This window comes from Lentzea sp. NPDC055074 (assembly GCF_053608005.1).
The window spans coordinates 140,315-160,213 of the sequence record NZ_JBSGUQ010000001.1 but is presented as its reverse complement, the minus strand read 5'-3'; the positions used below and the strand labels follow the sequence as shown (position 1 = coordinate 160,213).

Sequence of the window (19,899 nt, the reverse complement as noted above, 5' to 3'; positions counted from 1 at the left end):
TGGTCGTGCCGGTTCCTGTTGTCTAGGGTGTCCGCCATGGTGCGACCACGGCGTGTGACGGCACCTGTTGTCGCGCTCTCGGTGCTGCTCGTCTTGTCCGTCGCCGCCTGGATCGGCGGGGACGCGGTGATCAAGCGGCTCAACGCGACGCGCTGCACGGATCCGGCGACGGTGCTCGTCACCGCCGCGCCCGCCGTCGCGCCCGCCCTGAGCGACGCGGCGGAGAAGCTCGGCACCGACCCGGACTGCTATCGCGTCGAGGTCAAGGCCGAGTCCGCGCGGGAGACGGCCGCCCGGCTGGCCGCCGGCGGGGAGTCCCCGTCGGTGTGGGTGCCGGAGTCGACGATGTGGCTGAGGCAGGCGCGGGACTCCGGTGCGTGGCGGGTGCCCGAGGCAGGCGTGTCGGTCGCGCTGTCACCGGTGGTGCTCGCCGTGAAGGACCCCGGCAAGGGCAAGAACTGGCGTGAGCTGATCGGGCTCGGAGCCAAGGCGGTCGCCGGTATCGCCGACCCCGCCAAGGACCCGGCGAGCCTGTCGGCGTTGCTGGCGATGCGCGGGTTCACGTCGGGGGAGAAGGACGCCGCGGCCGCGACCGTCGCCACCATCCGGCCGGTGTCCGCCGACTACTCCGAGCAGGCCGACGACCTGTTCGCCCGTCCGCTGGACGTGTTCCCCACCTCCGAGCAGGCCCTCGAACGGCACAACTCCACGCCGGGGGCGACCAGGCTGACGGCGGTCGCCGCGGAGCAGCCGGTGCCCCCGCTCGACTTCCCGTACGTCGTGCTGCCCGACGCCGGACAGGCGCAGCGGGCGGGTGCCGAGAAGTTCCTCGCACGGGTGCGGTCCGGCACGGAGCTCGGCCGGTTCGGCCTGCGCGCGCCCGACGACTCCGCCGCCGTTCTGGACCAGGGGGCGGTGGACGAGACGCTCCGGCTGTGGAGCGGGCTCACGCTGACCGCGCGGGTGCTGGGCGTGCTGGACGTGTCGGGCTCGATGAACCAGCTCGTGCCGAGGACCGGGACCACGAGGATGGCGCTCGCCGTCGCGGCGGCCGAGCGGGGGCTGGGGATGTTCAAGCCCGGCACGCAGATCGGCCTGTGGAAGTTCTCCACCGGGCTGGACGGCGACAAGGACTACAAGGAGATCATCCCGTTCGCCTCCGTCCGGGACCACCTCGCGAACGGCCAGGCCGTCGCCGCGGTCCGGGCCACCCGCGCGACCGCGAACGGGGCGACGGGCCTGTACGACACGACCCTGGCGGCCTACCAGGAGGCCAGGAAGAACTGGGAGCTCGGCCGGATCAACATCGTCGCGATCATGACCGACGGCCGCAACGAGGACCCGGACTCGATCGGTCAGCGCCAGCTGCTGGACGAGTTGGCCAAGCTGCAGGACAAGCGCAGGCCGCTGCCGGTCATCGCGATCGGCATGGGACCGGACGTCGACGTCGACGAGCTGACCCGGATCGCCGACGCCACCGGCGGCCGGGCGTTCACCACGGTCGATCCCGCCGGCATCAGCGACATCTTCGCCCAGGCGCTGAGCACGATGCTGTGCCAGCCACCGGCCTGCCGTCCCCAGTAGACCTCAGTACGGATCGTACGGCCCGTGGTGGCCGAACAGCCGTGCCACCGGGCGCAGCCGCAGGCGCAGCAGCACCTTGATGCCCACGTTGCGCAGGAACCACGGCATCTCGGCGAGCACCCGCCTGCGATCGGCCCAACCCGGCCGCGCCAGCCGGAAGCGCGCCAGTGAACCCGCCCGGTCCAGGTACACGTACCGGTTGCCGCACAACACCTTCAGCAGGATGCCGCTGGTGACCCCGATGGACGAGAACGCGTCGTGCACCAGGATCTCGCCGTTGGGGACGAGGTTCTCCGACCACAGCATGTCGTCGGTGAACGTCCAGTAGTCGTGTTTGCCGTCGATGTACAGCAGGTCGATGCGCTCGTTCCAGCGCGTGCGCAGCTTGGTGCTGTACTCGGCTTCGAGCCGCACGACGTCCGTCAGGCCCGCGCGGGCGACGTTCTTCTCGAACCGGGTGCGCGTGGGGGTCCCGCCGAACAGCTTGCCCTCGACGAACGGGTCGACCGCGACGACCGTCGCCCCGACGGACGTGGCGGCGAGCCCCAGCACGGTGGTGGATCTGCCCTGGTGGCTGCCGATCTCCACGATCCGCGCGCCGGGCCCGAGCCGCAGCGCGGCCTGCCACAGCATGGTGGCCTGGTCAACGGTCAACCAGCCGGGCACCTGGTCGCCCAGCTCCCACGCTTGCTCGAACGCGGTCGAAGAAGTCATCTCCACCTGCCTGAGTGCGCCCCAGAACGGTCGTGGGGCCCAAGATAGCGACAGTCGCCCGCGAGCACTACCCGGTGGTAACTTCCTGCGCCATCAGCAGCCTGAAGATCGCGCACCGGAACCCGACGACGTGGGTGCTCCTCGCACTCACGGTGCTGTCGTTCGCCCAACGCTTCGGAACGGCGACGTTCGACACGAAGCTCGACCTGGCCGTCAACCCGGCCGGGTTCCTCGGCAGGGCCCTGCACCTGTGGAACCCCGCGGCGACGGCGGGCGAGCTGCAGAACCAGGCCTACGGCTACTTCTTCCCGATGGGCCCCTTCTTCGCGGCCGGCCAGCTCCTCGGCATCCCCGCGTGGGTCACCCAGCGGCTCTGGTGCGCGGTGCTGCTCTGCCTCGCGTTCTACGGCGTGCTGCGGCTCGCCCGCGCGCTCGGCATCGGCCACGAGCCGACGAGGTACGCCGGTGCGCTCGCCTACGCGCTGGCGCCCCGGGTGCTGACCGAGATCGGGCCGCTGTCGGCGGAGATGCTGCCCGCCGTCATGTTGCCGTGGGTGCTGCTGCCGCTGGTCCTCGCGGACCGCATCGGGTCACCGCGCCGGGCGGCGGCGTTGTCCGCGCTCGCGGTGCTGTGCATGGGCGGCATCAACGGCGCCATGGTCGTGATGGCGCTGGTCCTGCCCGGGATCTGGTTGCTCACCCGCAGGTGGAACGGCGCGCACGTCCGGCTGGTGCTGTGGTGGGCGGGATGCGTGCTCGCCGTCGCGCTGTGGTGGATCGTGCCGCTGCTGCTGCTCGGCCGGTACAGCCTGCCGTTCCTCGACTACATCGAGTCGGCCGCGAACACCACCGCGCCCATGTCGTTGTTCCAGGTCCTGCGCGGCACGAACCAGTGGGTCGCGTACGTGCTCCAAGGCGAACCGTGGTGGCCCAACGGCTTCCTGCTCGTGGACAACCCGGTGCTGATGGCCGGGACGGCGGCGGTGGCGCTCATCGGCGTCGTGGGCCTCGCCCGGCTCGGTTTGCCCGAACGCCGGTTCCTCGTGCTCGGCACGCTCGCCGGTCTGACGCTGCTGACCGTCGGCTACGTCGGGTCGCTCGACTCGCCGCTCGCCGAGACGGTCCGCGGGTTGCTCGACGGGCCGCTCGCGCCCTTGCGCAACGTGCACAAGTTCGAACCGGTGCTGCGGTTGTGCATCGTCCTGGGGTTCGTCCACGGCCTGCACCTGTCCCGTCCGGCCGGGCTGCGCGCCGCTCCCGAGCACTGGCGGAGGCGGGCCCGCACCGGCCTGGCCCTGCTGCTGATCGCGGTCGTCGCCGCGCCCGCGTGGCTGCTCACCCTGCGGCCCGGGCTCGGCTGGTCGGAGGTTCCGGGGCACTGGCGCGAGGCGGCGGGCTGGCTCGCGGAGAAGGACGCCAGAGCGAGAACGTTGTTGTTGCCCGCCACGGGTTTCGGCCAGTACACCTGGGGCAGGACCGTGGACGAGCCGATGCAGTCGCTCGCGGAGGCGCCGTGGGCGGTGCGCAACCAGGTACCGCTCGGGTCCGAGGGCAACACCCGGTACATGGACGCCGTCTACGACGCACTCGCGGACGGGCGGGGCTCGGCGGGGCTAGCCGACTTCCTCGCGCGTGGCGGTTACAGGTTCCTGTTGTTGCGCAACGACATCGCCCGCGAGCAGACCGGTTCGCCGCCGCTCGCGGTGCTGCGCCAGGCGTTGCGGGGATCACCCGGCATCGAGCGCGTCGCCGAGTTCGGGCCCGAGGTGCGGATGAGCGACCAGCGGCTCGTCAGCTCGGTCGACGCGGCCGCGACCGGCAGATCGCTGGAGATCTTCGAGGTCAAGCGTCCGGTCCCGGTCGTGACCGCGGTCAACGCGGCGGACGTGCCGACGGTCAGCGGCGGGCCGGAGTCGTTGCTGCCGTTGCTGTCCCAGGGACTCCTCAAGACCGACCAGCCGGCGATCCTCGCCGGCGACGCGACGGAGGAGTCCGCGGAGCTGCTCGTCACCGACGGTCTCCGGCGCAAGGAGCGCAACGTCGGCAGGGTGTCCGACAACCTCAGCCAGACGATGTCCGCGGACGAGGCGTCCCGGCAGGGCCGTGTCGCGCTGGACGTGTCGCCGTTCCAGGACGTCCGGCACCAGACCGTGGCCGAGTACCGGGGGATCCGGGCCGTCCGGGCGTCCACGTCGACCGCGTACGCCGACGCCGCGGGGGCGATCGACCCCGCGAACTCGCCGTTCGCCGCGGTCGACGGCGACGGTGGCACCGCGTGGCACTCCTCCAGCTACACCGGCCCCGTAGGGCAGTGGCTGCAGATCGACCTCGACACCCCGCGCGCGGTCGGCGAGGTGAAGCTCGACCTCGTCGACGACCTGCGGGTGGGGTGGACGGTCAACCGGATCCGGATCACGACGGACACGGGGTCGAGCGAGCACGACGTGCCGACCGGCGGCGGCCCCCACGCGTACGCCGTCAGCCCCGGGCTGACCGGCAGCGTGCGGGTGACGTTCCTCGGCGTCGCCGCGGACCGGCAGGACGGCAACGTCGGCGTCAAGGAGCTGAGCGTGCCGGGCATGACGGCGCAGCGGGCCCTGCGGGTGCCCCGCGACCGGGACGCGGCCGAGCCGGGCTTCTCGTTCACCCGCGGCAGCCAGGCGCGTCCCGCCTGCTACCGCACGGGTGACGCGGTGCGGTGCGACTCTTCGCTGTCCCGGTTCGGCGAGGAGGTCAACGGGCTCACGCGGCTGTTCCGCACCTCCGTCGCGGGGAAGTTCGCCGTGCGGGCGACCGTCGTCCCCGCGGCGGGCGCGAAGAACCCGGTGTCCCCGGACGGGGTGTCGGTGACGGGGTCGACCTCGCTCGCGGGCGACGTCGCGGCGAGTCCTCTGTCCGCTGTGGACGGTGACCTGGGCACGTCGTGGGTGCCGGACGTGACGGACATCCGTCCGACGCTCACGGTGGCCTGGAAGGGCAAGCGGACCGTGTCGGAGTTCCGGATCGAGGGCGTGCGGGGGGCGAGGACCCCGATCGAGCTGGAGGTGAGCACCGACGCCGCCACGGAGGTCGTGCGCGTCGGCGAAGGCGGACTCGTCACGATCAAACCGGCGGACACCGAGAAGCTCGAGATCGTGGTGCGCGAGGCGGGCGGTTCCGGACCGGCCGAGATCGGTGAGCTCGCGGTGCCCGCCCTGGACGGAGTGCTGAAGCCGGTACCGGCCACGACGCCGTTCACCGTGCCGTGCGGTCAGGGCCCGGTCGTCGACATCGACGGCAAGAAGATCACCAGCTCGGTGTCCGGGGTGCTCGGCGACGTCGTGGCCGGGCTGCCGCTGCAGGCCGTGCTGTGCGACGACGACCTCGCGACCGCGCTGGAGCTGCCGGCCGGGGACCACGTGCTGACCACGTCGCGGTCCGACTCGTTCGTGGTGCAGGACGTGTCCGTGACGCACCTCGATCTCGCGAAACCCGTTGCCACGCAACGGGAGGTGACCGTCGGCGCGTGGGAGGCCACCGATCGCGAGGTCACCGTGGGACCGGGCGCGCGGGCGTTGCTCGTGGTGCCCGAGAACGTCAACGACGGCTGGACGGCGACCCTGAACGGTCAGGTGCTGGAGAAGGTCCGGGTCGACGGGTGGCAGCAGGCCTACGTCCTGCCCGAGGGCGACGGTGGTGTGGTCGCGCTGGAGTTCGGGCCCGACGCCCGGTACCGCACCGGTCTGCTCGCCGGCGTGCTCGGCGTGCTCGGCGTTCTCGTGCTCGCCCTGGTCCCCGTGCGGCGGCGCGTGACGTTCGTGGCGCCGTCGCGGAGCCGGTGGCTGATGGTCGCGATGCTGGTGCTGCTGGCGGTGCTGGGCGGGATGCTGCCGATCGTGGCGGTGATCGCGTGCCTGCTCGCCCGCGAGTTCTGGGCGGCCGCGCCGAAGGTGATCGCGGTGGCGGGCGTCGCGCTGGGGTCGGTCGTCGCGGTGCTGGGCCGGGTCCTCGGCCACGGGCAGGAGTGGGCCTACGTCCCGCTCGTGCAGGCGTCGCTGCTGGTGGCGGTCTCGGCGGTGGTCGCGGCGGCGTTCCGCCCGTTCGGCCGCAAGGACGCCGAGGAGGACGCCGAGGAGGACGCCGAGAAGGACGTGGAGACCACGGCGCCCGTCACGCCGTGATCAGGCCTGGCGGCTGCCGCGGGCCTCGATGACGGTGCCCGCGACCACCAGTCCCGCGGTGGCGAGCAGCGCGCCGGTCACGACCTGACCGGCGGAGTCGTTGAGCCACAGGGAGATCAGCGCGATCTCGGCGGCCACGGCGATCCACACGGCCGCGGTGGAGCGCCGGTCCCCGCTCGCGATCCGGGCGAACAGCAGCAGCTGCACCAGCGCCAGGCACGAACCGACGAGAGCGAACTGCCACAACGGGATCGAGTCGCCCTGGTAGTGCGCGCCACCGATCAGCGACACCCCGAGCGGTCCGAACAGCGCGCAGCCCACGACCACGAACACGTCGAGGCCCGCGCAGATCGCCAGGGCCTTCGGGAGCATCCGCCGCCGGTCGTCCGCGTCCGCCATGCGCGGCAGCACGAGCACGCCGACCGCCTGGGGCAGCCAGTACGCGATCTTCGTGACCACCGCCCCCACGGCGTAGCCGCCCGACTGGTCCGCGAGCTGGTGCCGGGCCAGCACGAGGTCGAGGTTGACGAGCAGCACCAGCGCGAGCATCGCCTGCGACGCGTGCAGCACGTCGAGCCCGCCCGCCGGGCGTGCCGGGCGAGGACGGCCGCACAGGCGCCACCCGGTCAGCACGACGAGGAACGAGCCGATCGCCGTGCCCGCGAGCACCGACGTGGACGACGGGGAGAGCCAGAGGCCGATCACCCCGCCGCCGACCTTGCCGAGTCCTTCCAGCGACACCAGCAACGCCAGCGCGCCGAACCGGTGCGTGCCCTGAAGGAGTCCGTGCAGGACGCCCAGCACCGTCAGCGGGGCCAGGGACAGCGCGAGCCACACGACCGGCCAGGGACCGTCGAGGTGCAGCAGGTTCGCGAGCAACGGCACGAGAGCCAGCGTCAGCACGGTCATCCCGGCGCTCACGCTCAGCCCCAGGCCGAAGAGCGGACGCGGGCCGAGGTTCGTCACCCGCAGGGCGGCGACGGTCTGCAGGCTCATGGCGGGCACCACGCCGATGACCACGAGCGCGAGCAGGGCGCTGAGCTCGCCGAAGACCGCGGGGGCCAGGACCCGTGCGGCGGCGATGGTCAGCAGGTAGCTCGCGGCGTTGGCGCCCAGCAGCGCGCCCGTGATCAGCACGGCGTCCATGCGGGTCGTGGTCGTGGCCGGAGCGGACACGCGGGATCCTTCCGGTGGCAGGTCTGCCGCGGTACTACCGGCGAGTACTACTGGCCGGTAGTTTCGGCGACTGTAGCCCCGGCGCGACCGGAGAGGGAGCAAGTGCGGCCGAACGGACTGACGCTCTACGCCGCGTGCGCGACGCTGGCGCTGGCGGCGCTGGCACCTGTGCTGCGGCCGGGCTACGTCCTCGTCTACGACATGGTGTTCACGCCGGAGCAGCCGCTCAACGCCGCCGCGTTCGGGCTCGGGGACGCCCTGCCGCGCGCGGTGCCGGTGGACGCCGTGGTGGCGCTCGCGACCCAGGTGGTCCCCGGTCAGCTCGTGCAGAAGCTCGCACTCCTCGCGATCGTGTTCGTCGGCGCGCTGGGGGCCGGACGGCTCGTGCCCACGGACAGGACGGGCGTGCGGATCGTCGCCGCCGTGGCGTACTCCTGGAACGCCTACGTGGCCGAGAGGCTCTTCATCGGCCACTGGACGCTGCTGCTGGGGTACGCGGCGCTGCCGTGGGTCGCGATGGCGGGCTTGAAGATGCGGGACGGCGAACCGCGGGCGTGGACCCGGCTCGTGCTCGTCAGCCTGCCCGCCGTGCTCTCGGCTCCGGGCGGCATCCTCGCGCTCGGCACGGCCCTGGCCACCGCAGGGCGCCGCGGTGCCTTGCAGGTGCTCGGCGTCGGGGTCGTCCTGAACGCGCCGTGGTGGGTGCCCTCGTTGCTGCACAGCGGACTCTCCGACCCGGCGGGGGTCGAGGCGTTCAGCGCGCGGGCGGAGAACTGGGGCGGTCCGGTGCTCAGCGTGCTGGGCCTGGGCGGGATCTGGAACGCCGAGGTGGTCCCGGTGAGCCGCGCCAACCCCGCCCTGCCCGTGATCACGCTGCTGCTCCTCGCCGCGGCGGTGTTCGGGTTGCGGGAGCTGTCGAAGCGCGTGTCCGTGTGGCCGCTGGCGGGACTGGGGGCGCTCGGCGCGGTGCTGGCCCTGCTCGCCGTGCTGCCTGGGGGAGTGACGCTGCTGGAGGCGCTGATCGAGCACGTCCCGGGCGCGGGACTGTTGCGCGACAGCCAGAAGTGGGTCGCGTGGCTGGCCCTGCCGTTCGCGCTCGGGCTGGCCGCCGCGGTGGAACGGCTGCGCGGGCGGCTGCTCGTGGCCGTGCTGCTGCTGGGACTGCTGCCGGACCTGGCCTGGGGCGGGTTCGGACGGCTCGAGCCGGTGGACTACCCGGCGGACTGGGCGGCGGTGCGGGAGGAGCTCGTCGACGAGCCCGGTGCCGTGGCGGTGTACCCGCTGTCGGCGTTCCGCAGGTTCGACTGGAACGACCGGCGCACCCAGCTCGACCCCGCGCCGCGTTTCCTGCCCGGCACGACCGTCGTGGACGACTCGCTGTCCGTCGGCGGCCGGATCGTGTCGGGGGAGGACCCCGCGGCCGCGCGCCTGCGGGCCGGCGACCTGACCGGCATCGGCTGGGTGCTGGTCGAACGCGGCACTCCGGGCCGGGTGGACGAGAACCTGCTCGCACGGCTGGAGAAGGTCCACGACGGACCCGAGCTGACGCTGTACCGGGTGCCGGGAGCAACGCCGGTTGAACCGAACGGCGCACCCGTTGCGCCCGTTGTGCTGGCCTGGGTCGCGGCCGGGTCACTGATCGGTACGAGCCTGTTGTGGAGACGGTTACCGGCCGGTAGATTCGCGGCACCCCGACCTGAGGAGTAAGACGTGGAACTGGTTTCGGTGCTGGTCGCGATCGTTGCCGGGGCCGCGCTCGCCGGAGGGGTCGGCGTGATCGTCGTCGAGCAGAACAACCCCGACAAGGTCGTCGAGCAGCGGATCGAAGAGGGACAGAAGGCCGTGGCGCCCGAGGTCCTCGACTACGGCTCCCGCTGACCGGTGCCCGTGGCCTTCTCCGGGGATCCGGCGGCCTCCTGGAGCATTCTGCTGGAGGTGACTCCGCGCGAGATGCCGGACCCGGCGGTGGTCGCCGCGCGGATGTCCCGCGCCAGCGCGGAGTTCCCGAACCTCGGCCCGGCCGCGATCGTGCTCCTTCCGTCCGATCTGGACGGTGCGCGGGCCGCGTTCGCCGACGACCACTACCACCAGGGTGACCCGCTGGTCCGGGTCGCGCTCGCCGGTGACTCCCTGCTGATCGCGGCGCACCACGGTGCCGTCGACGGCCTCGGCCTGCTCGCCTTGCTCGGCATCGCTCTGGGCGAACCCGTGCGGAGCTCCGCGACCGGAGTGGCCGCGCGCGGCTCCGACCGTACCTACCTGCTGAGCGCGCTCGACCGCGTGCGGGAGGCGGTGTGGGCGCCTCCCACGCGCATCCAGCCCTCCTTGCACGGCAACGACTTAGGCGACCACCTGGTGTCCCGCGTGCTGCCCGCCGTGAAGCTGGGCAGCGCCGGGCTCACCTCCGCCGCGCTCGGCACGACGCGGAGGTGGAACGCCGCCCGTGGCGCCGAGCACGGCCGGGTCGTCGCCGCGATCGGCGCTTCCTGGCGTGGTGGCGCCGATCCGCGTCCCGAGGCCGACAGCGCCCTGCTGCGCCTGCGGCTGCCACCGGGGGCGACCGACGAGGACGTGCGCGTCCTGCTCGCGTCCTCGGCGCCGGAGGCGGGGTTCCCGAGCGCGCACAACCCTTTGGCGCGCTGGGGGATGAGGTTGCTGGCGTCCCGCCTCGGGAGCACGTTCCTCGTGTCGAACCTCGGCGTCGTCGACGCCGGTGTGACGGCTTTGCGCTTCTACCCCGCGGCGAGCGGTCGCTCCGGCGTCGCGTTCGGTGTGGTGACGACAGGGGAGGTCACCACGGCGACGGTGCGCGTGCGGCGGCGCGACTTCGACGCGGCCGCCGCCGCGGGGCTGCTGGATCTGTTGTGCGAGACGGTGCTCAGCGGTCACGAGGCCCGGCGGTAGCACGCAAGGCGCCGTGCACGACGCTCTCGAACGCCCCGAGGCTCTCCTCCCAGCTGAACTGCCGGACGCGCCGCCTGCCCGCGGCGCCCATCCTGGCGCGCAACGGTCGGTCGCGCAGCAACGTGGTCGTGTGCCGGACGAACTCGTCGAAGTCGCCTGCCAGCAGACCGGTCTCGTGTTCCACGATCGCCTCGGCCACGCCGCCGGCCGAGCGGTACGCGACCGTCGGCACGCCGTGCGCGGCGGCCTCCATGATCACGATGCCCCAGCCCTCCTTGACCGACGGGCACAGGTGCACCCACGCCCCGGCGAGGATCTCGTGCTTGGCCTGCTCGTCGACCCACCCGTGCAGCACGACGCTGTCCTGCACGCCGCGGTCGATCGCGTGCTGCTGCAGGACGTCCTTCCACGGGCCCTCGCCGACGAGCTCCAGTCGCAGGTCCGGCCACTGTGGACGGAGCTCGGCGACCAGGTCGATGGCGTGCTCCAGGCGCTTGTGCGGCACCAGTCGCGACACCGCGACGAGCACCGGGGCCTGCGTGCGGCGGGCCGTCACCGCGGGCGGCGCGTCCAGCCCGTTCGGGACGACCGCGGTGCGTCGCAGCTCGACGCCCAGCTGCCCCAGCTCGTCGCGCGTCACGTTGGACACGGTGACGTAGCGGCACTTGCGGTACAGCCGGGGCGCGAGCCAGGACTCGATCCACCAGCCGACCCGGCCGAGCAACGGGCCGAGCGCGCTGTGCCACTGCTCGCGGTGCACGTGGTGCACCAGCACGAGGACGGGGCAGCGCGCGACGAGGCGGCTGAAGAAGGGCATGCCGTTCTGCACGTCCACGATGACGTCCGCGTCGGAGCGCAGGATCGCCAGCAGGGCGTACAGGTAGACCGTGAACTTGTTGCCGCGCCTGCGGAAGCGGACGCCCGCCACCCAGTCGCCGGACGGGGCGCGGTCGTGGCCCGCGCACTGGATCGAGACCCGGTAGCCGAGCTGGGCGAGGCCTTCGGCGATCCGCTCGACGTACCGTTCGGAACCGCCGCCCTCGGGGTGTCTGGTGTCGCGCCAATTCACCAGCAGAATGCTCGGCCGGTAATCAGGACCACGCGACATCTGCCTCTCCCGATGCTAGGTTACTGCCAGGTAGCCATGGTAGACGGAATGCGGGAGATGGCAATGGTCGAGATCGGTTCAGTTTCGGCCCGGGAAAAGTTGCGAAAGCCAACTTTCAATCGCGCCGTTCGGCTTTTTCGCGCATTTCTGAAAGAACAGTCCGACCCCGACCACTTCTACCGGATCCTGGCGGACGACTCGGTCTCCCAGGTGTCCTCGTACGCGTCGCTGGACGGTGCCGTCGTACTCGACGTGGGTGGTGGTCCGGGCTACTTCGCCGAGGCGTTCCGCGGCGCCGGCGCGCGGTACGTGGGCCTCGACCCGGACGTCGGCGAGCTGTCCGCCCGTGGTGAGCCCGACCCCGGCATGATCCGCGCGAGCGGGACCGCGCTGCCGTTCCGCGACGGCTCGGTGGACGTCTGCTACTCGTCCAACGTCCTCGAGCACGTCGACGACCCGTGGCTGATGCTGGCCGAGATGGTGCGTGTGACCAGGCCTGGAGGCACCGTCTTCATGTCGTACACGCCGTGGTGGTCACCCTGGGGCGGGCACGAGACCGCGCCGTGGCACTTCCTCGGCGGGCACTACGCTCGCCGCCGCTATGAGCGCCGAAACGGCAAGCCGCCGAAGAACGCGTTCGGCACGTCCCTGTTCCCGGTGAGCGTCGGGGCGGTCCAGCGGTGGGCACACCGCCAGACCGTCGCCGACGTGGTCGAGACGTTCCCCCGGTACCACCCGTGGTGGGCGAAGTGGATCACCCGCGTGCCGGGGGTCCGGGAGGTCGCCTCGTGGAACTTCGTGATCGTGCTCAGGCGACGTGCCTAGCCCGCCGTCCGAGCACTCCGAGAAGAATTCCGGCCAGCAGCATGACGAGGCCAACCGAAAGCAGGACGATCGGTCCGGTGCGGCTGATCAGAGTCAATTTGTCGCGTGCCTCGGTTGCCCGTTCGGTCGATTCCTCGACAGTTTTCTCGTTGAACGTCAAGGTGGCGTCGAGCAGTACCGTTCCCTCTTTTCCGTCCGGCCCGAACAGTGCCTGGCGCTGCTGTTCGGAACCCTTGACGATGAGGCCGCTGACCGGCTCGACCCACATGGTGCGGGTGTTCGAGTAGCGGCGCTCGGCCTTGACGGAGGCCTCGGTGCTGCCGACCAGCGTGCCGGGCACCTCCTGGTCGCGGAACTTGGTCGACGGGATCTTCTGGACGAACTTGTAGACCTCGAGCCCGCGGATCTCGTCGGTGCCCTCGTACCGCGCGGTCGTCGCCTTGCGCAGGGTCGTGTCGAAGTACTCGTAGTCCTGCGGCTGGGTGTCGAAGGGGAACTTGTAGTTCAGGCCCTCCTGCCGCACCGCCTTGTCGGCCGCGGTCGGGTCGCCCTCGGCGTCCGTCACGTACTGCTGGGTGCAGTCCTGCAGGGCCATGTTCGTCCGCCGGTCGAGGCACACGCGGTGCTTCATCGCGGAGACGAGCTGGTTCTCGGAGTCGGTGACGACCAGGCCCTGGTCCCACACCATCACGTCGCCGCCGACCTTGGCCTCGGCCACGGTCAGGTTGCTCTCGACCTTGCGGGTCGCCGTCAGCCGGGCGTCCCGGACCACGAGTTCCTTGGGGTAGAAGACCTTGGCGGCGCCTTCGGCGACGGACTCCGTCTTCTGGTCGAGTGGTACGACGGCGAGCTCGGGGTACACGTAGAAGCGCAGGACTGCTCCGAGCGCCAGCGAGAAGATGCCCAGGCCTACCAGCACAAGGCTCGCAACACGTCGCACTCGTCCTCCTTCTGGGGGTGTACGGGGTATGAGAGGGACGTCACAGTGGCGAGGAAACTACCGGACAGTAACCTCTGCGCAACCCCCTGACCGGGGTGACTCAAGTCATCTTGATCGGTCCGCGTGAAGAAAGCAGCTACTCGGCCGCCGAACCGCAGAGCCGTTCGGCGGAACCCCTGCTGTCCAACGGGTAGCGGCTGAACGAACCAGCTCCGTACTCATCGGCGACGAAGCCGGAGGAAGAGACACGTGGAAGAAACCCCTGTGTGCTATCCCGGAGCAGTTGAGCAGGCCCGGCTGCTCGCCGGCGGTGCGACGACCGCCGCAGAACTCCTTGCTACGACCGAACGCCGGCTGGAATCCGTGCGGCAGGTTTTCACAGATGTCGATCTGGCCGCCGCCCGGCGCAGTGCCGAGGAGGCCGATCGGCGGTTGGCAGGTGGGGTGAGCGGCGGTCTGCTCGGACTGCCTTTGGCGGTCGAGGACTCCCTGCCCCGCTCGGCTTTCGAGGCGCTGGTGGCGGCGGGAGCCGTCGTGGTCGGCACGACGTCCGCGGCCGAGCTCCATCGCAACCCGACGGCGGGTGTTCCCGCCACCGCACTGGATCCGAAGGTGTCGGGCACGGCCGTCGCCGTCGCGACCGGCGTGGTGTCCGCCGTGCTGGCGCGCCGGGCACCCGGTGCCGGGCAGGTGCCTGCGGGCGGTGCGGGCGTCGTCGGCTTCGAGACCTCCAGCGGGTCCGGCGTGGTCGCGAGGACCGTGGCCGACGTCGAGCACGTCCTGCGCGGGACGGGCTGGGCGGCCGATCCGGCGGACCGTCCACTGAGGATCGGCGTGTCCCTGCGCGGCCTGTCGGTCACCACCCGCACTCGCGCGCCCATGCGCAGGGCCGTCGAGGACGTGGCCGCGCTGTTGTCGTTGCACGTCAACGAGGTGGTCGACCACGACCCGCACCTCGCGAGCGAGTCGCGGCTCCTGCTGGCACCGCACCTGGCCGCCGGTCCCCGTGAGCTGGCGCTGCTCGACCGCTTCGTGCCGGGACCGTTCCGGGGTATCTGCCGGTCGATGCGGGCGGCGGAGCGGGTGATGATGAACCACATGTTCACCGGCGTCGACGTGCTGGTCACGCCGGGGCACACCGGCCCAGCCGAGACGATGTCTCTGCCCGGCGCCGTGCTGGTGCGCAACGGCGCCACCTCGCCGTTCTCCCCGCTGTGGAGGGTGAGCGGCTATCCGGCCGTGTCCCTGCGCGCGGGCTCGGACGCCGACGGCAACCCGTTGCCGGTGACCCTGATCTCGGTGCCCAGGGCGGAGGGTGAGCTGCTCCGCGTGGCCCGCATCATCGAGGAGGAACACGGAGCTCACCGGAGGCCGTAGTCGACGTTCGAGGACGACACCACGTTCTCTAGGTCGAGCGAGCCGTCCGGGTCGCCGGCGCTGGTGACGGAGTAAGTGATCGTGCCCGCCAGGCACGCACCGATGACCAGCGCCAGCGGCCCGGCGATCAGGCCGGTCCGCCGCACGAGCAGCAGGACCAGGCCGATCGCGATCAGCGCGGCGCCGCCGACGACCAGGACCCAGGGGAGAGCGGTGATCACGAACAGCTTCGGCAGGTTCTCCTTGACCTGGTCCACGTTCGCGGTCACCGAAGCGTTGGTCAGCCGCAGTTCTCCCGCGAACACCGGGGTTCCGGCGCCCTCCTGCTGGGTGTCGGTCCGCAGTTCCTGCCGGATGTCCTCGCTGACCGAGAGAACCGCGCCGGTCGTGGGTTCGACCAGCAACGTGCGGGTCACCCCGTAGTACTGGGTGACGTCGACGGACGGCTCGGGACTGCCGAGCAGCGACCCCGGTACGGCGAACCGGTCGAGCGCCGTCTGGGGGACCGTGTGCACGAACCGGTACACGTCGAGTCCTTGCAGCAGCTGCTCTCCGGCGAAGTGGATGTCCACCGGCCGCTTGAGAACCGTGTCGTACCAACGGTAGTCGCGCTGCTCGGTGTCGAACGGGAACACGAAGTTGAGTCCGGGCTGCAGGAGTTGCCTGCCCTGCGCCGTGATCCGCTCGCCCTGCTCGGTCTCGTAGAACTCCCCGTGGCAGGGTGCGACGGCCTCGCCGGTGCGCCGGTCGAGGCAGATCTTGCGGACCTCGGCGCTGAGCACGAGCTTGCCGGCGTTCTCCTTGACGATCGTCGCCCGCTTCCACACGGTGACGTCGCTGTCCTTCTCGACCTCCGGGGCCGCGAGATCACCCTCGACGTGCGTGGTCGCGGTGAGGCTCAGGTTGTGGCGGACCTCGGGCATCCCGCCGGGCGGGTGGACGACGGCCGTGACCCCTTCTCCTTCGGAGACGGAGACCGTGTCGATGTCGTGCTGCAGCTTCGCGAGCAGGGGATAGGCGTGCAGCTGCAGCACGAGGCCGGTCGCTACGGCGACGGCACCGAGTCCGAGCAGGGCGACGACGACTGCGGTTCGCACAGGTCCTCACAAGTATTCGGTTGGCAGGGAGGGAGATCCGTGAGGCGTGATTTCCGGTAACCGTACGTTCAGTTGTACCTGGCCGGTGACCTAGATCACAAGGGCATACCTGAATCCCATTCGGGTTACCTGGCCGCGACGGCTCGGCCACGATCTCCGCACAACCAGGTCAAGACGACGGGAGAACCTGGTGGGCCGCCAGGTCCCGGGAATGATCGGCTGCGCACGGTCCTGATCAGCTCCAGAGCTTGGGGGACTTATGAGAGTTCGCAGATGGGTGACCGCGGCGTTCGCCGTCGCGGTCGTCGCCGCCAGTACCGGTCCGGCCGCCGCGTCGGCACCCGCGTGGCGCCTGGCCCAGATCCCGCAGACCACGATCACCAGCAACCTCAGGGACGTGGCCGCGGTCGACGCGAGGCACGCCTGGGCGGTCGGAATCGAGGGCTACCACCCGGACCAGCCCACCACCGGTGGTCCGATGATGCTGCGGTGGAACGGAACCAGGTGGTCCCGCACGTCGCTCCCGGTCGTGCAGGGCCAGATCTCGTTCCAGCACGTGGCGGCGTCGTCCGCGAAGGACGTCTGGGTCACCGGCGTGCCGCGGTCGTCGGAAGGCAACACGACGCTGGTGTGGCGCTTCGACGGCAAGACGTGGACCGAGGTGCCGTACCCGCCGGGCGCCACCCCGAGCACGCTCTCGATCCAGGACCTCTCCGTCGTGGACGGTCGTGCCTGGCTGGTCGGCTACCGGGACAGGTTCCCGGTCTTCCACGAGTGGACCGGGTCGTCCTGGCAGGAACACCAGCCCCCCAACGAGTGCGTGAACGGCGGCAGCTTCCCGAACTTCTGCACCATCAACGCCGTCAAGGCCTTCGCGCCCGACGACGTGTGGGCCGCCGGCAACGGCTGGTGGAACGGGTACGTGGGTCCGCTCCTGTTCCACTGGGACGGCACGGAGTGGCAAACCGTCCAGATAGGACTGAACCAGGCGCCCGTCACCCTGCAGTCGCTCGACGGCACGTCCTCGAAGGACATCTGGGCGGTCGGCGACGGCGGTGGCATGGGGACCGACACCGTCGTGGTGCGAGGAGACGGCACGACCTGGCAGGTCGTCGACGGCCTGGACACCTCCGTCACCCCCGGCATCGCGGTCGGGGCGGACAACACCCCGTGGGTCATCGGTGACTACCCGGACGCGACCTTCCACTCCCGCGGCCCGGCGGGGTGGACCACCACCCCGGCTCCCGCACCGGTGGACTCGCCGAGGGCGTCCTACAACGCGATCACCGCTGTTCCCGGCACGAACCGGATGATCGCGGTCGGCTCGGCGGACGTGCCCGGCTCCAGCCCGCTGCGGGTGCGGGCGGTGATCGCCGAGTACTCGGCGCGCTGACCTCACGGCACCACTTACCGGATGACGAGCGTTCGCCCGCGTTCGCCGGTAAGTGGTGCGGTAGGTGGTCTTCCCGGCCACAGCTTTGAGTGTTGTCGGCCGAACAGCCGCACTTCTACGTTCAGGCGGCGGAACCCCGCGGTCACCACCGCGGTCCCTGCTCCGCACTCCCTGCGAAGTAAAGGTGCACGTCGATGCGCGAGAAAATCATGAGGGTGGTCGCCTGCGCGGCCGCCGTGGCGGACCGGTACATCGTCGTCTTCAAGGGCGAGGCCGACGTCAAGTCCTCGGCCATGGTGGCGCGGTACGGCGGCTCGGTGCGCAAGTTCTACGACAAGGTGGTCGACGGGTACTCCGCGACCATGTCTGCGGCGCAGGCGGCGAGACTCGCCAAGGACCCGAAGGTCTCCTACGTCCAGCAGGTCAACCGCATGTCCACGATGGACAGCCAGACGCCCACGCCGAACTGGGGCGTCGACCGGATCGACTGACGTGACGTTCAGCGGCCCTCCGCTATCGCGATCAGGCCGGCGACGACCTCGTCGAGGGGGCGGCCGGCATCCAGTTCGTGGGTGCAGGTGGCAGGAGCAGCGGCTCCACCTCGGCGAGATCGGCCAGGATCATCGCCCGCTCCACCGCCGTCTTGCCGTAGTCGTTGGTCGTCCTGCGCGCCACTCGGTCGAGGATGACGTGCCTCGGTGCGCTGAGCAGGACGACTGCCTGGAAGCGGTCGTAGAACCGCGACTGGTTCCGCACGCACCCTTGAACGAACATCGGCCTGCCGTCGTCGGAGTCGAGGAGCTCGGTGATCCTCTCCTCGACCCAGAGCCATTCACCGCGGTGCAGCTCGTCGACGGGAACGGCATGGGGGTGGTACTCGCGCCAGCCAGGGTCGTCGGTGTCCACGACTCGGTAGCCGCGGCGGCCGAGCTCGGCGAGCGCCGACGACTTGCCCGTCCCCGACATGCCGGTCACCAAGATCGTCGACATCGGGAGGACGTTACCGGCCGGATGTCTTGCCGCTCAAAGACATTTCAGGGGGTGGGGCGCGCCCTCGAAGTGGATCCACCTCCTGCCGGAGTCGACCTGGCCGTCCCATCCGGGCGGCAGCTGCTGCAGGTAGGCGACAGCGTCGGCGGTGAGGATCACCTCCCCGCCACCGCGACCGCGGGTGATGCCCTCCGGTTCGTCCAGCTCGCAGAGGAACCGGGCGTGGACCGGGTCGATCTGGGCGACGTAGCGCCGGGGATCGTCCGCCGCCTCCTGCGCTGCCCGCCGTGACCGTTCCGCCCCGCCGCTCATCGCGCCCCCACCGCGACGTCGCCGAACCGGCGCCCCCTGTTTTCCCGCTGTGCCTGTGCGGGAGTGGCCGCTGCCATCTCGTTCCCCTTCCTGCGACACCACGTCCGTGGTCATCACAGTGCGGAGCGTCGTGCGAGGGCCAGGCCGGCGACCCGGCCATGTGTGGCCGGTCCCTCCCACCAGGCCGAAGACGGTGTCAGGACCGGCAGTCACAGCGGTAGTGATGGGCGACGCCGAGCCGGTCGATCAGGTCGTGCGCGAGGATCGGCTCTGCGTCCGGCTGCGTCGCGCACTCGAAACGATCGCCACAGCCCGGAGAAGCGCCGAGCATGCACACGAACAGTTCGATCTCGCAGTCCGGGTGGTCGGCCTGCAGTCGCGCGACCACAGCATCGCGCGCTTCACCGGTGCGGAGAACGTCATCGGCCTCGAGGCCGGCGACGACGGCGACGAGGTGCGTCTCATCCTCGCGCCACACGTGCAAGGCGCAGGGGCCGGCAACACGATCCGGGAAGGTCCATCGCGGATCGTCGCGGATCAGCGCCGCCCTGCGCACGACGCGGGTTCCGCTCATGCCGCGAGCGCAACGCAGTCGTGCCAGCTCTCGCATCAGCGCCCGGCGGACGGGTTCCACCTCGGCGATGTGGTCCGCGAGCTCGTCGAGGCCCGACGCGTGGGGGTGATCAAGGCGCCAGCGCGCCAGTTGCCGCGCCATCGTCGCGCGCCGGACCTCGACGTCCTCGTACTCGTCCTCGAGCTGTTCGCACCACGAGCGGTCGGCCTGCGCCGGTGTCATCCCGGCCAGCTCCGCGGCCAGGCGGCGTGCCTCCCCGAGCTCGACGATCAAGGCAGCCAGCGCGATGGGCACCATCTCGATGCTCAGCTCCGAGCAGTCCTGATCGTCCTCATGATCACTTTCCACGTCGGCACGATACGAACGTGCTCAGCGGTGCGGCGCCACGACACCCCGCGCGATCTCGGAAGTTCGCTGATCTGTGCTATTTGGACAGACGGCCCAGCGGGCGTCAGCCGGGAATGTCGCGGGGGTCGCTGCTGCGCGGATAGGTGTTCTTCTCGCCGATCGTGCCGTCGAGGTTCTTGATCACGTGCTCGGCACCGCGCTCGATGGCCATCTCGCGGCCCTTGGCGACGGCCTCGTCCTTCGTGTCGTGCGTGCTGGAGGCTTGGGAGTTGCCCTCGACCTTGTTCTTCCAGGTCCCGTTCTCGTGGTACGTCTCGACATCGCCCTGCATCACGGCCTCCTCGCTCGTCGGTTGTGACGAGGGGGTGCCCGCGAACGGGATCTCCGACACGCCCGG

18 protein-coding genes are annotated in these 19,899 nt (G+C 71.0%); 9 read left to right on the top strand and 9 right to left on the bottom strand.

The genetic code is table 11. The annotated features are described in order from the left end of the window. The first annotated feature begins 36 nt into the window (after positions 1 to 36). Positions 37 to 1,584, top strand: a complete 1,548-nt coding sequence (locus ACWF7A_RS00795) for a substrate-binding domain-containing protein (protein WP_452248287.1) — start codon at positions 37 to 39, stop codon at positions 1,582 to 1,584. A 3-nt stretch (positions 1,585 to 1,587) separates the two neighbouring features. Here the strand turns inward: ACWF7A_RS00795 and ACWF7A_RS00790 are convergent, their stop codons facing one another. Then, a complete protein-coding gene (locus tag ACWF7A_RS00790) occupies positions 1,588 to 2,298 on the bottom strand; it encodes a class I SAM-dependent methyltransferase (protein ID WP_452248286.1) in 711 nt (236 codons plus the stop codon). Positions 2,299 to 2,372: 74 nt separating this feature from the next. Between ACWF7A_RS00790 and ACWF7A_RS00785 the strand changes: the two genes are divergently transcribed. Then, a complete protein-coding gene (locus ACWF7A_RS00785) occupies positions 2,373 to 6,458 on the top strand; it encodes an alpha-(1->3)-arabinofuranosyltransferase (protein ID WP_452248285.1) in 4,086 nt (1,361 codons plus the stop codon). Here the strand turns inward: ACWF7A_RS00785 and ACWF7A_RS00780 are convergent, their stop codons facing one another. Then, positions 6,459 to 7,634, bottom strand: coding sequence for a lipopolysaccharide biosynthesis protein (locus ACWF7A_RS00780; RefSeq protein ID WP_452248284.1), 1,176 nt, complete (start codon positions 7,632 to 7,634; stop codon positions 6,459 to 6,461). Positions 7,635 to 7,736: 102 nt separating this feature from the next. Between ACWF7A_RS00780 and ACWF7A_RS00775 the strand changes: the two genes are divergently transcribed. From ACWF7A_RS00775 to ACWF7A_RS00765, 3 genes are read left to right on the top strand one after another with little or no spacing between them, the layout of a single operon-like run. Next, positions 7,737 to 9,341, top strand: a complete 1,605-nt coding sequence (locus ACWF7A_RS00775) for a hypothetical protein (protein WP_452248283.1) — start codon at positions 7,737 to 7,739, stop codon at positions 9,339 to 9,341. Between the two features lie 3 nt (positions 9,342 to 9,344). Continuing rightward, positions 9,345 to 9,512, top strand: coding sequence for a hypothetical protein (locus ACWF7A_RS00770; RefSeq protein WP_452248282.1), 168 nt, complete (start codon positions 9,345 to 9,347; stop codon positions 9,510 to 9,512). Between the two features lie 57 nt (positions 9,513 to 9,569). Next, complete coding sequence (locus ACWF7A_RS00765) at positions 9,570 to 10,538, top strand: hypothetical protein (protein ID WP_452248281.1); 969 nt, start codon at positions 9,570 to 9,572, stop codon at positions 10,536 to 10,538. Here the strand turns inward: ACWF7A_RS00765 and ACWF7A_RS00760 are convergent. After that, a complete protein-coding gene (locus tag ACWF7A_RS00760; RefSeq protein WP_452248280.1) occupies positions 10,513 to 11,607 on the bottom strand; it encodes a glycosyltransferase family 4 protein in 1,095 nt (364 codons plus the stop codon). The genes ACWF7A_RS00765 and ACWF7A_RS00760 overlap by 26 nt on opposite strands. A 102-nt stretch (positions 11,608 to 11,709) precedes the next feature. On the opposite strand from ACWF7A_RS00760, the gene ACWF7A_RS00755 reads away from it, so the two are divergent. Beyond that, positions 11,710 to 12,471: a class I SAM-dependent methyltransferase gene (locus ACWF7A_RS00755; protein WP_452248893.1), complete on the top strand. Its 762-nt coding sequence runs from the start codon at positions 11,710 to 11,712 to the stop codon at positions 12,469 to 12,471. Here ACWF7A_RS00755 and ACWF7A_RS00750 read toward each other — a convergent pair. Beyond that, on the bottom strand, positions 12,455 to 13,411 hold the full coding sequence (locus ACWF7A_RS00750) for a DUF3068 domain-containing protein (RefSeq protein WP_452248279.1): 957 nt from the start codon (positions 13,409 to 13,411) through the stop codon (positions 12,455 to 12,457). The genes ACWF7A_RS00755 and ACWF7A_RS00750 overlap by 17 nt on opposite strands. A gap of 249 nt (positions 13,412 to 13,660) precedes the next feature. On the opposite strand from ACWF7A_RS00750, the gene ACWF7A_RS00745 reads away from it, so the two are divergent. After that, a complete protein-coding gene (locus tag ACWF7A_RS00745; protein WP_452248278.1) occupies positions 13,661 to 14,788 on the top strand; it encodes a hypothetical protein in 1,128 nt (375 codons plus the stop codon). On the opposite strand, the gene ACWF7A_RS00740 is transcribed toward ACWF7A_RS00745, so the two are convergent. Then, positions 14,773 to 15,885 carry a DUF3068 domain-containing protein gene (locus tag ACWF7A_RS00740; RefSeq protein ID WP_452248277.1) on the bottom strand — a complete coding sequence of 371 codons (1,113 nt, stop codon included), beginning with the start codon at positions 15,883 to 15,885 and terminating at the stop codon, positions 14,773 to 14,775. The genes ACWF7A_RS00745 and ACWF7A_RS00740 overlap by 16 nt on opposite strands. Before the next feature lie 259 nt (positions 15,886 to 16,144). Between ACWF7A_RS00740 and ACWF7A_RS00735 the strand changes: the two genes are divergently transcribed. Beyond that, complete coding sequence (locus ACWF7A_RS00735; protein WP_452248276.1) at positions 16,145 to 17,278, top strand: hypothetical protein; 1,134 nt, start codon at positions 16,145 to 16,147, stop codon at positions 17,276 to 17,278. A 194-nt stretch (positions 17,279 to 17,472) separates the two neighbouring features. Beyond that, positions 17,473 to 17,769: a protease inhibitor I9 family protein gene (locus ACWF7A_RS00730; protein WP_452248275.1), complete on the top strand. Its 297-nt coding sequence runs from the start codon at positions 17,473 to 17,475 to the stop codon at positions 17,767 to 17,769. Between the two features lie 31 nt (positions 17,770 to 17,800). On the opposite strand, the gene ACWF7A_RS00725 is transcribed toward ACWF7A_RS00730, so the two are convergent. The 4 genes from ACWF7A_RS00725 to ACWF7A_RS00710 form a co-directional block, all read right to left on the bottom strand. Beyond that, the gene (locus ACWF7A_RS00725) at positions 17,801 to 18,268 is read right to left on the bottom strand and encodes an AAA family ATPase (RefSeq protein WP_452248274.1); all 468 of its coding nucleotides are present in this window, start codon (positions 18,266 to 18,268) and stop codon (positions 17,801 to 17,803) included. 33 nt (positions 18,269 to 18,301) lie between these two features. Beyond that, positions 18,302 to 18,580, bottom strand: coding sequence for a hypothetical protein (locus ACWF7A_RS00720; protein ID WP_452248273.1), 279 nt, complete (start codon positions 18,578 to 18,580; stop codon positions 18,302 to 18,304). 196 nt (positions 18,581 to 18,776) lie between these two features. Further along, positions 18,777 to 19,448 (bottom strand): hypothetical protein, encoded by a 672-nt coding sequence (locus ACWF7A_RS00715; protein WP_452248272.1) that lies wholly within the window; start codon positions 19,446 to 19,448, stop codon positions 18,777 to 18,779. 157 nt (positions 19,449 to 19,605) lie between these two features. Beyond that, the gene (locus tag ACWF7A_RS00710; protein ID WP_452248271.1) at positions 19,606 to 19,893 is read right to left on the bottom strand and encodes a DUF2188 domain-containing protein; all 288 of its coding nucleotides are present in this window, start codon (positions 19,891 to 19,893) and stop codon (positions 19,606 to 19,608) included. Positions 19,894 to 19,899 lie beyond the last annotated feature (6 nt).

Excerpts from the sequence above, each read along its gene's own strand:
- ACWF7A_RS00795 (WP_452248287.1), top strand. The coding sequence starts at position 37 with ATGGTGCGACCACGGCGTGTGACGGCACCTGTTGTCGCGCTCTCGGTG.
- ACWF7A_RS00790 (WP_452248286.1), bottom strand. The coding sequence starts at position 2,298 with ATGACTTCTTCGACCGCGTTCGAGCAAGCGTGGGAGCTGGGCGACCAG.
- ACWF7A_RS00755 (WP_452248893.1), top strand. The coding sequence starts at position 11,710 with ATGGTCGAGATCGGTTCAGTTTCGGCCCGGGAAAAGTTGCGAAAGCCA.
- ACWF7A_RS00735 (WP_452248276.1), top strand. The coding sequence starts at position 16,145 with ATGAGAGTTCGCAGATGGGTGACCGCGGCGTTCGCCGTCGCGGTCGTC.
- ACWF7A_RS00730 (WP_452248275.1), top strand. The coding sequence starts at position 17,473 with ATGCGCGAGAAAATCATGAGGGTGGTCGCCTGCGCGGCCGCCGTGGCG.
- ACWF7A_RS00725 (WP_452248274.1), bottom strand. The coding sequence starts at position 18,268 with ATGTCGACGATCTTGGTGACCGGCATGTCGGGGACGGGCAAGTCGTCG.
- ACWF7A_RS00720 (WP_452248273.1), bottom strand. The coding sequence starts at position 18,580 with ATGAGCGGCGGGGCGGAACGGTCACGGCGGGCAGCGCAGGAGGCGGCG.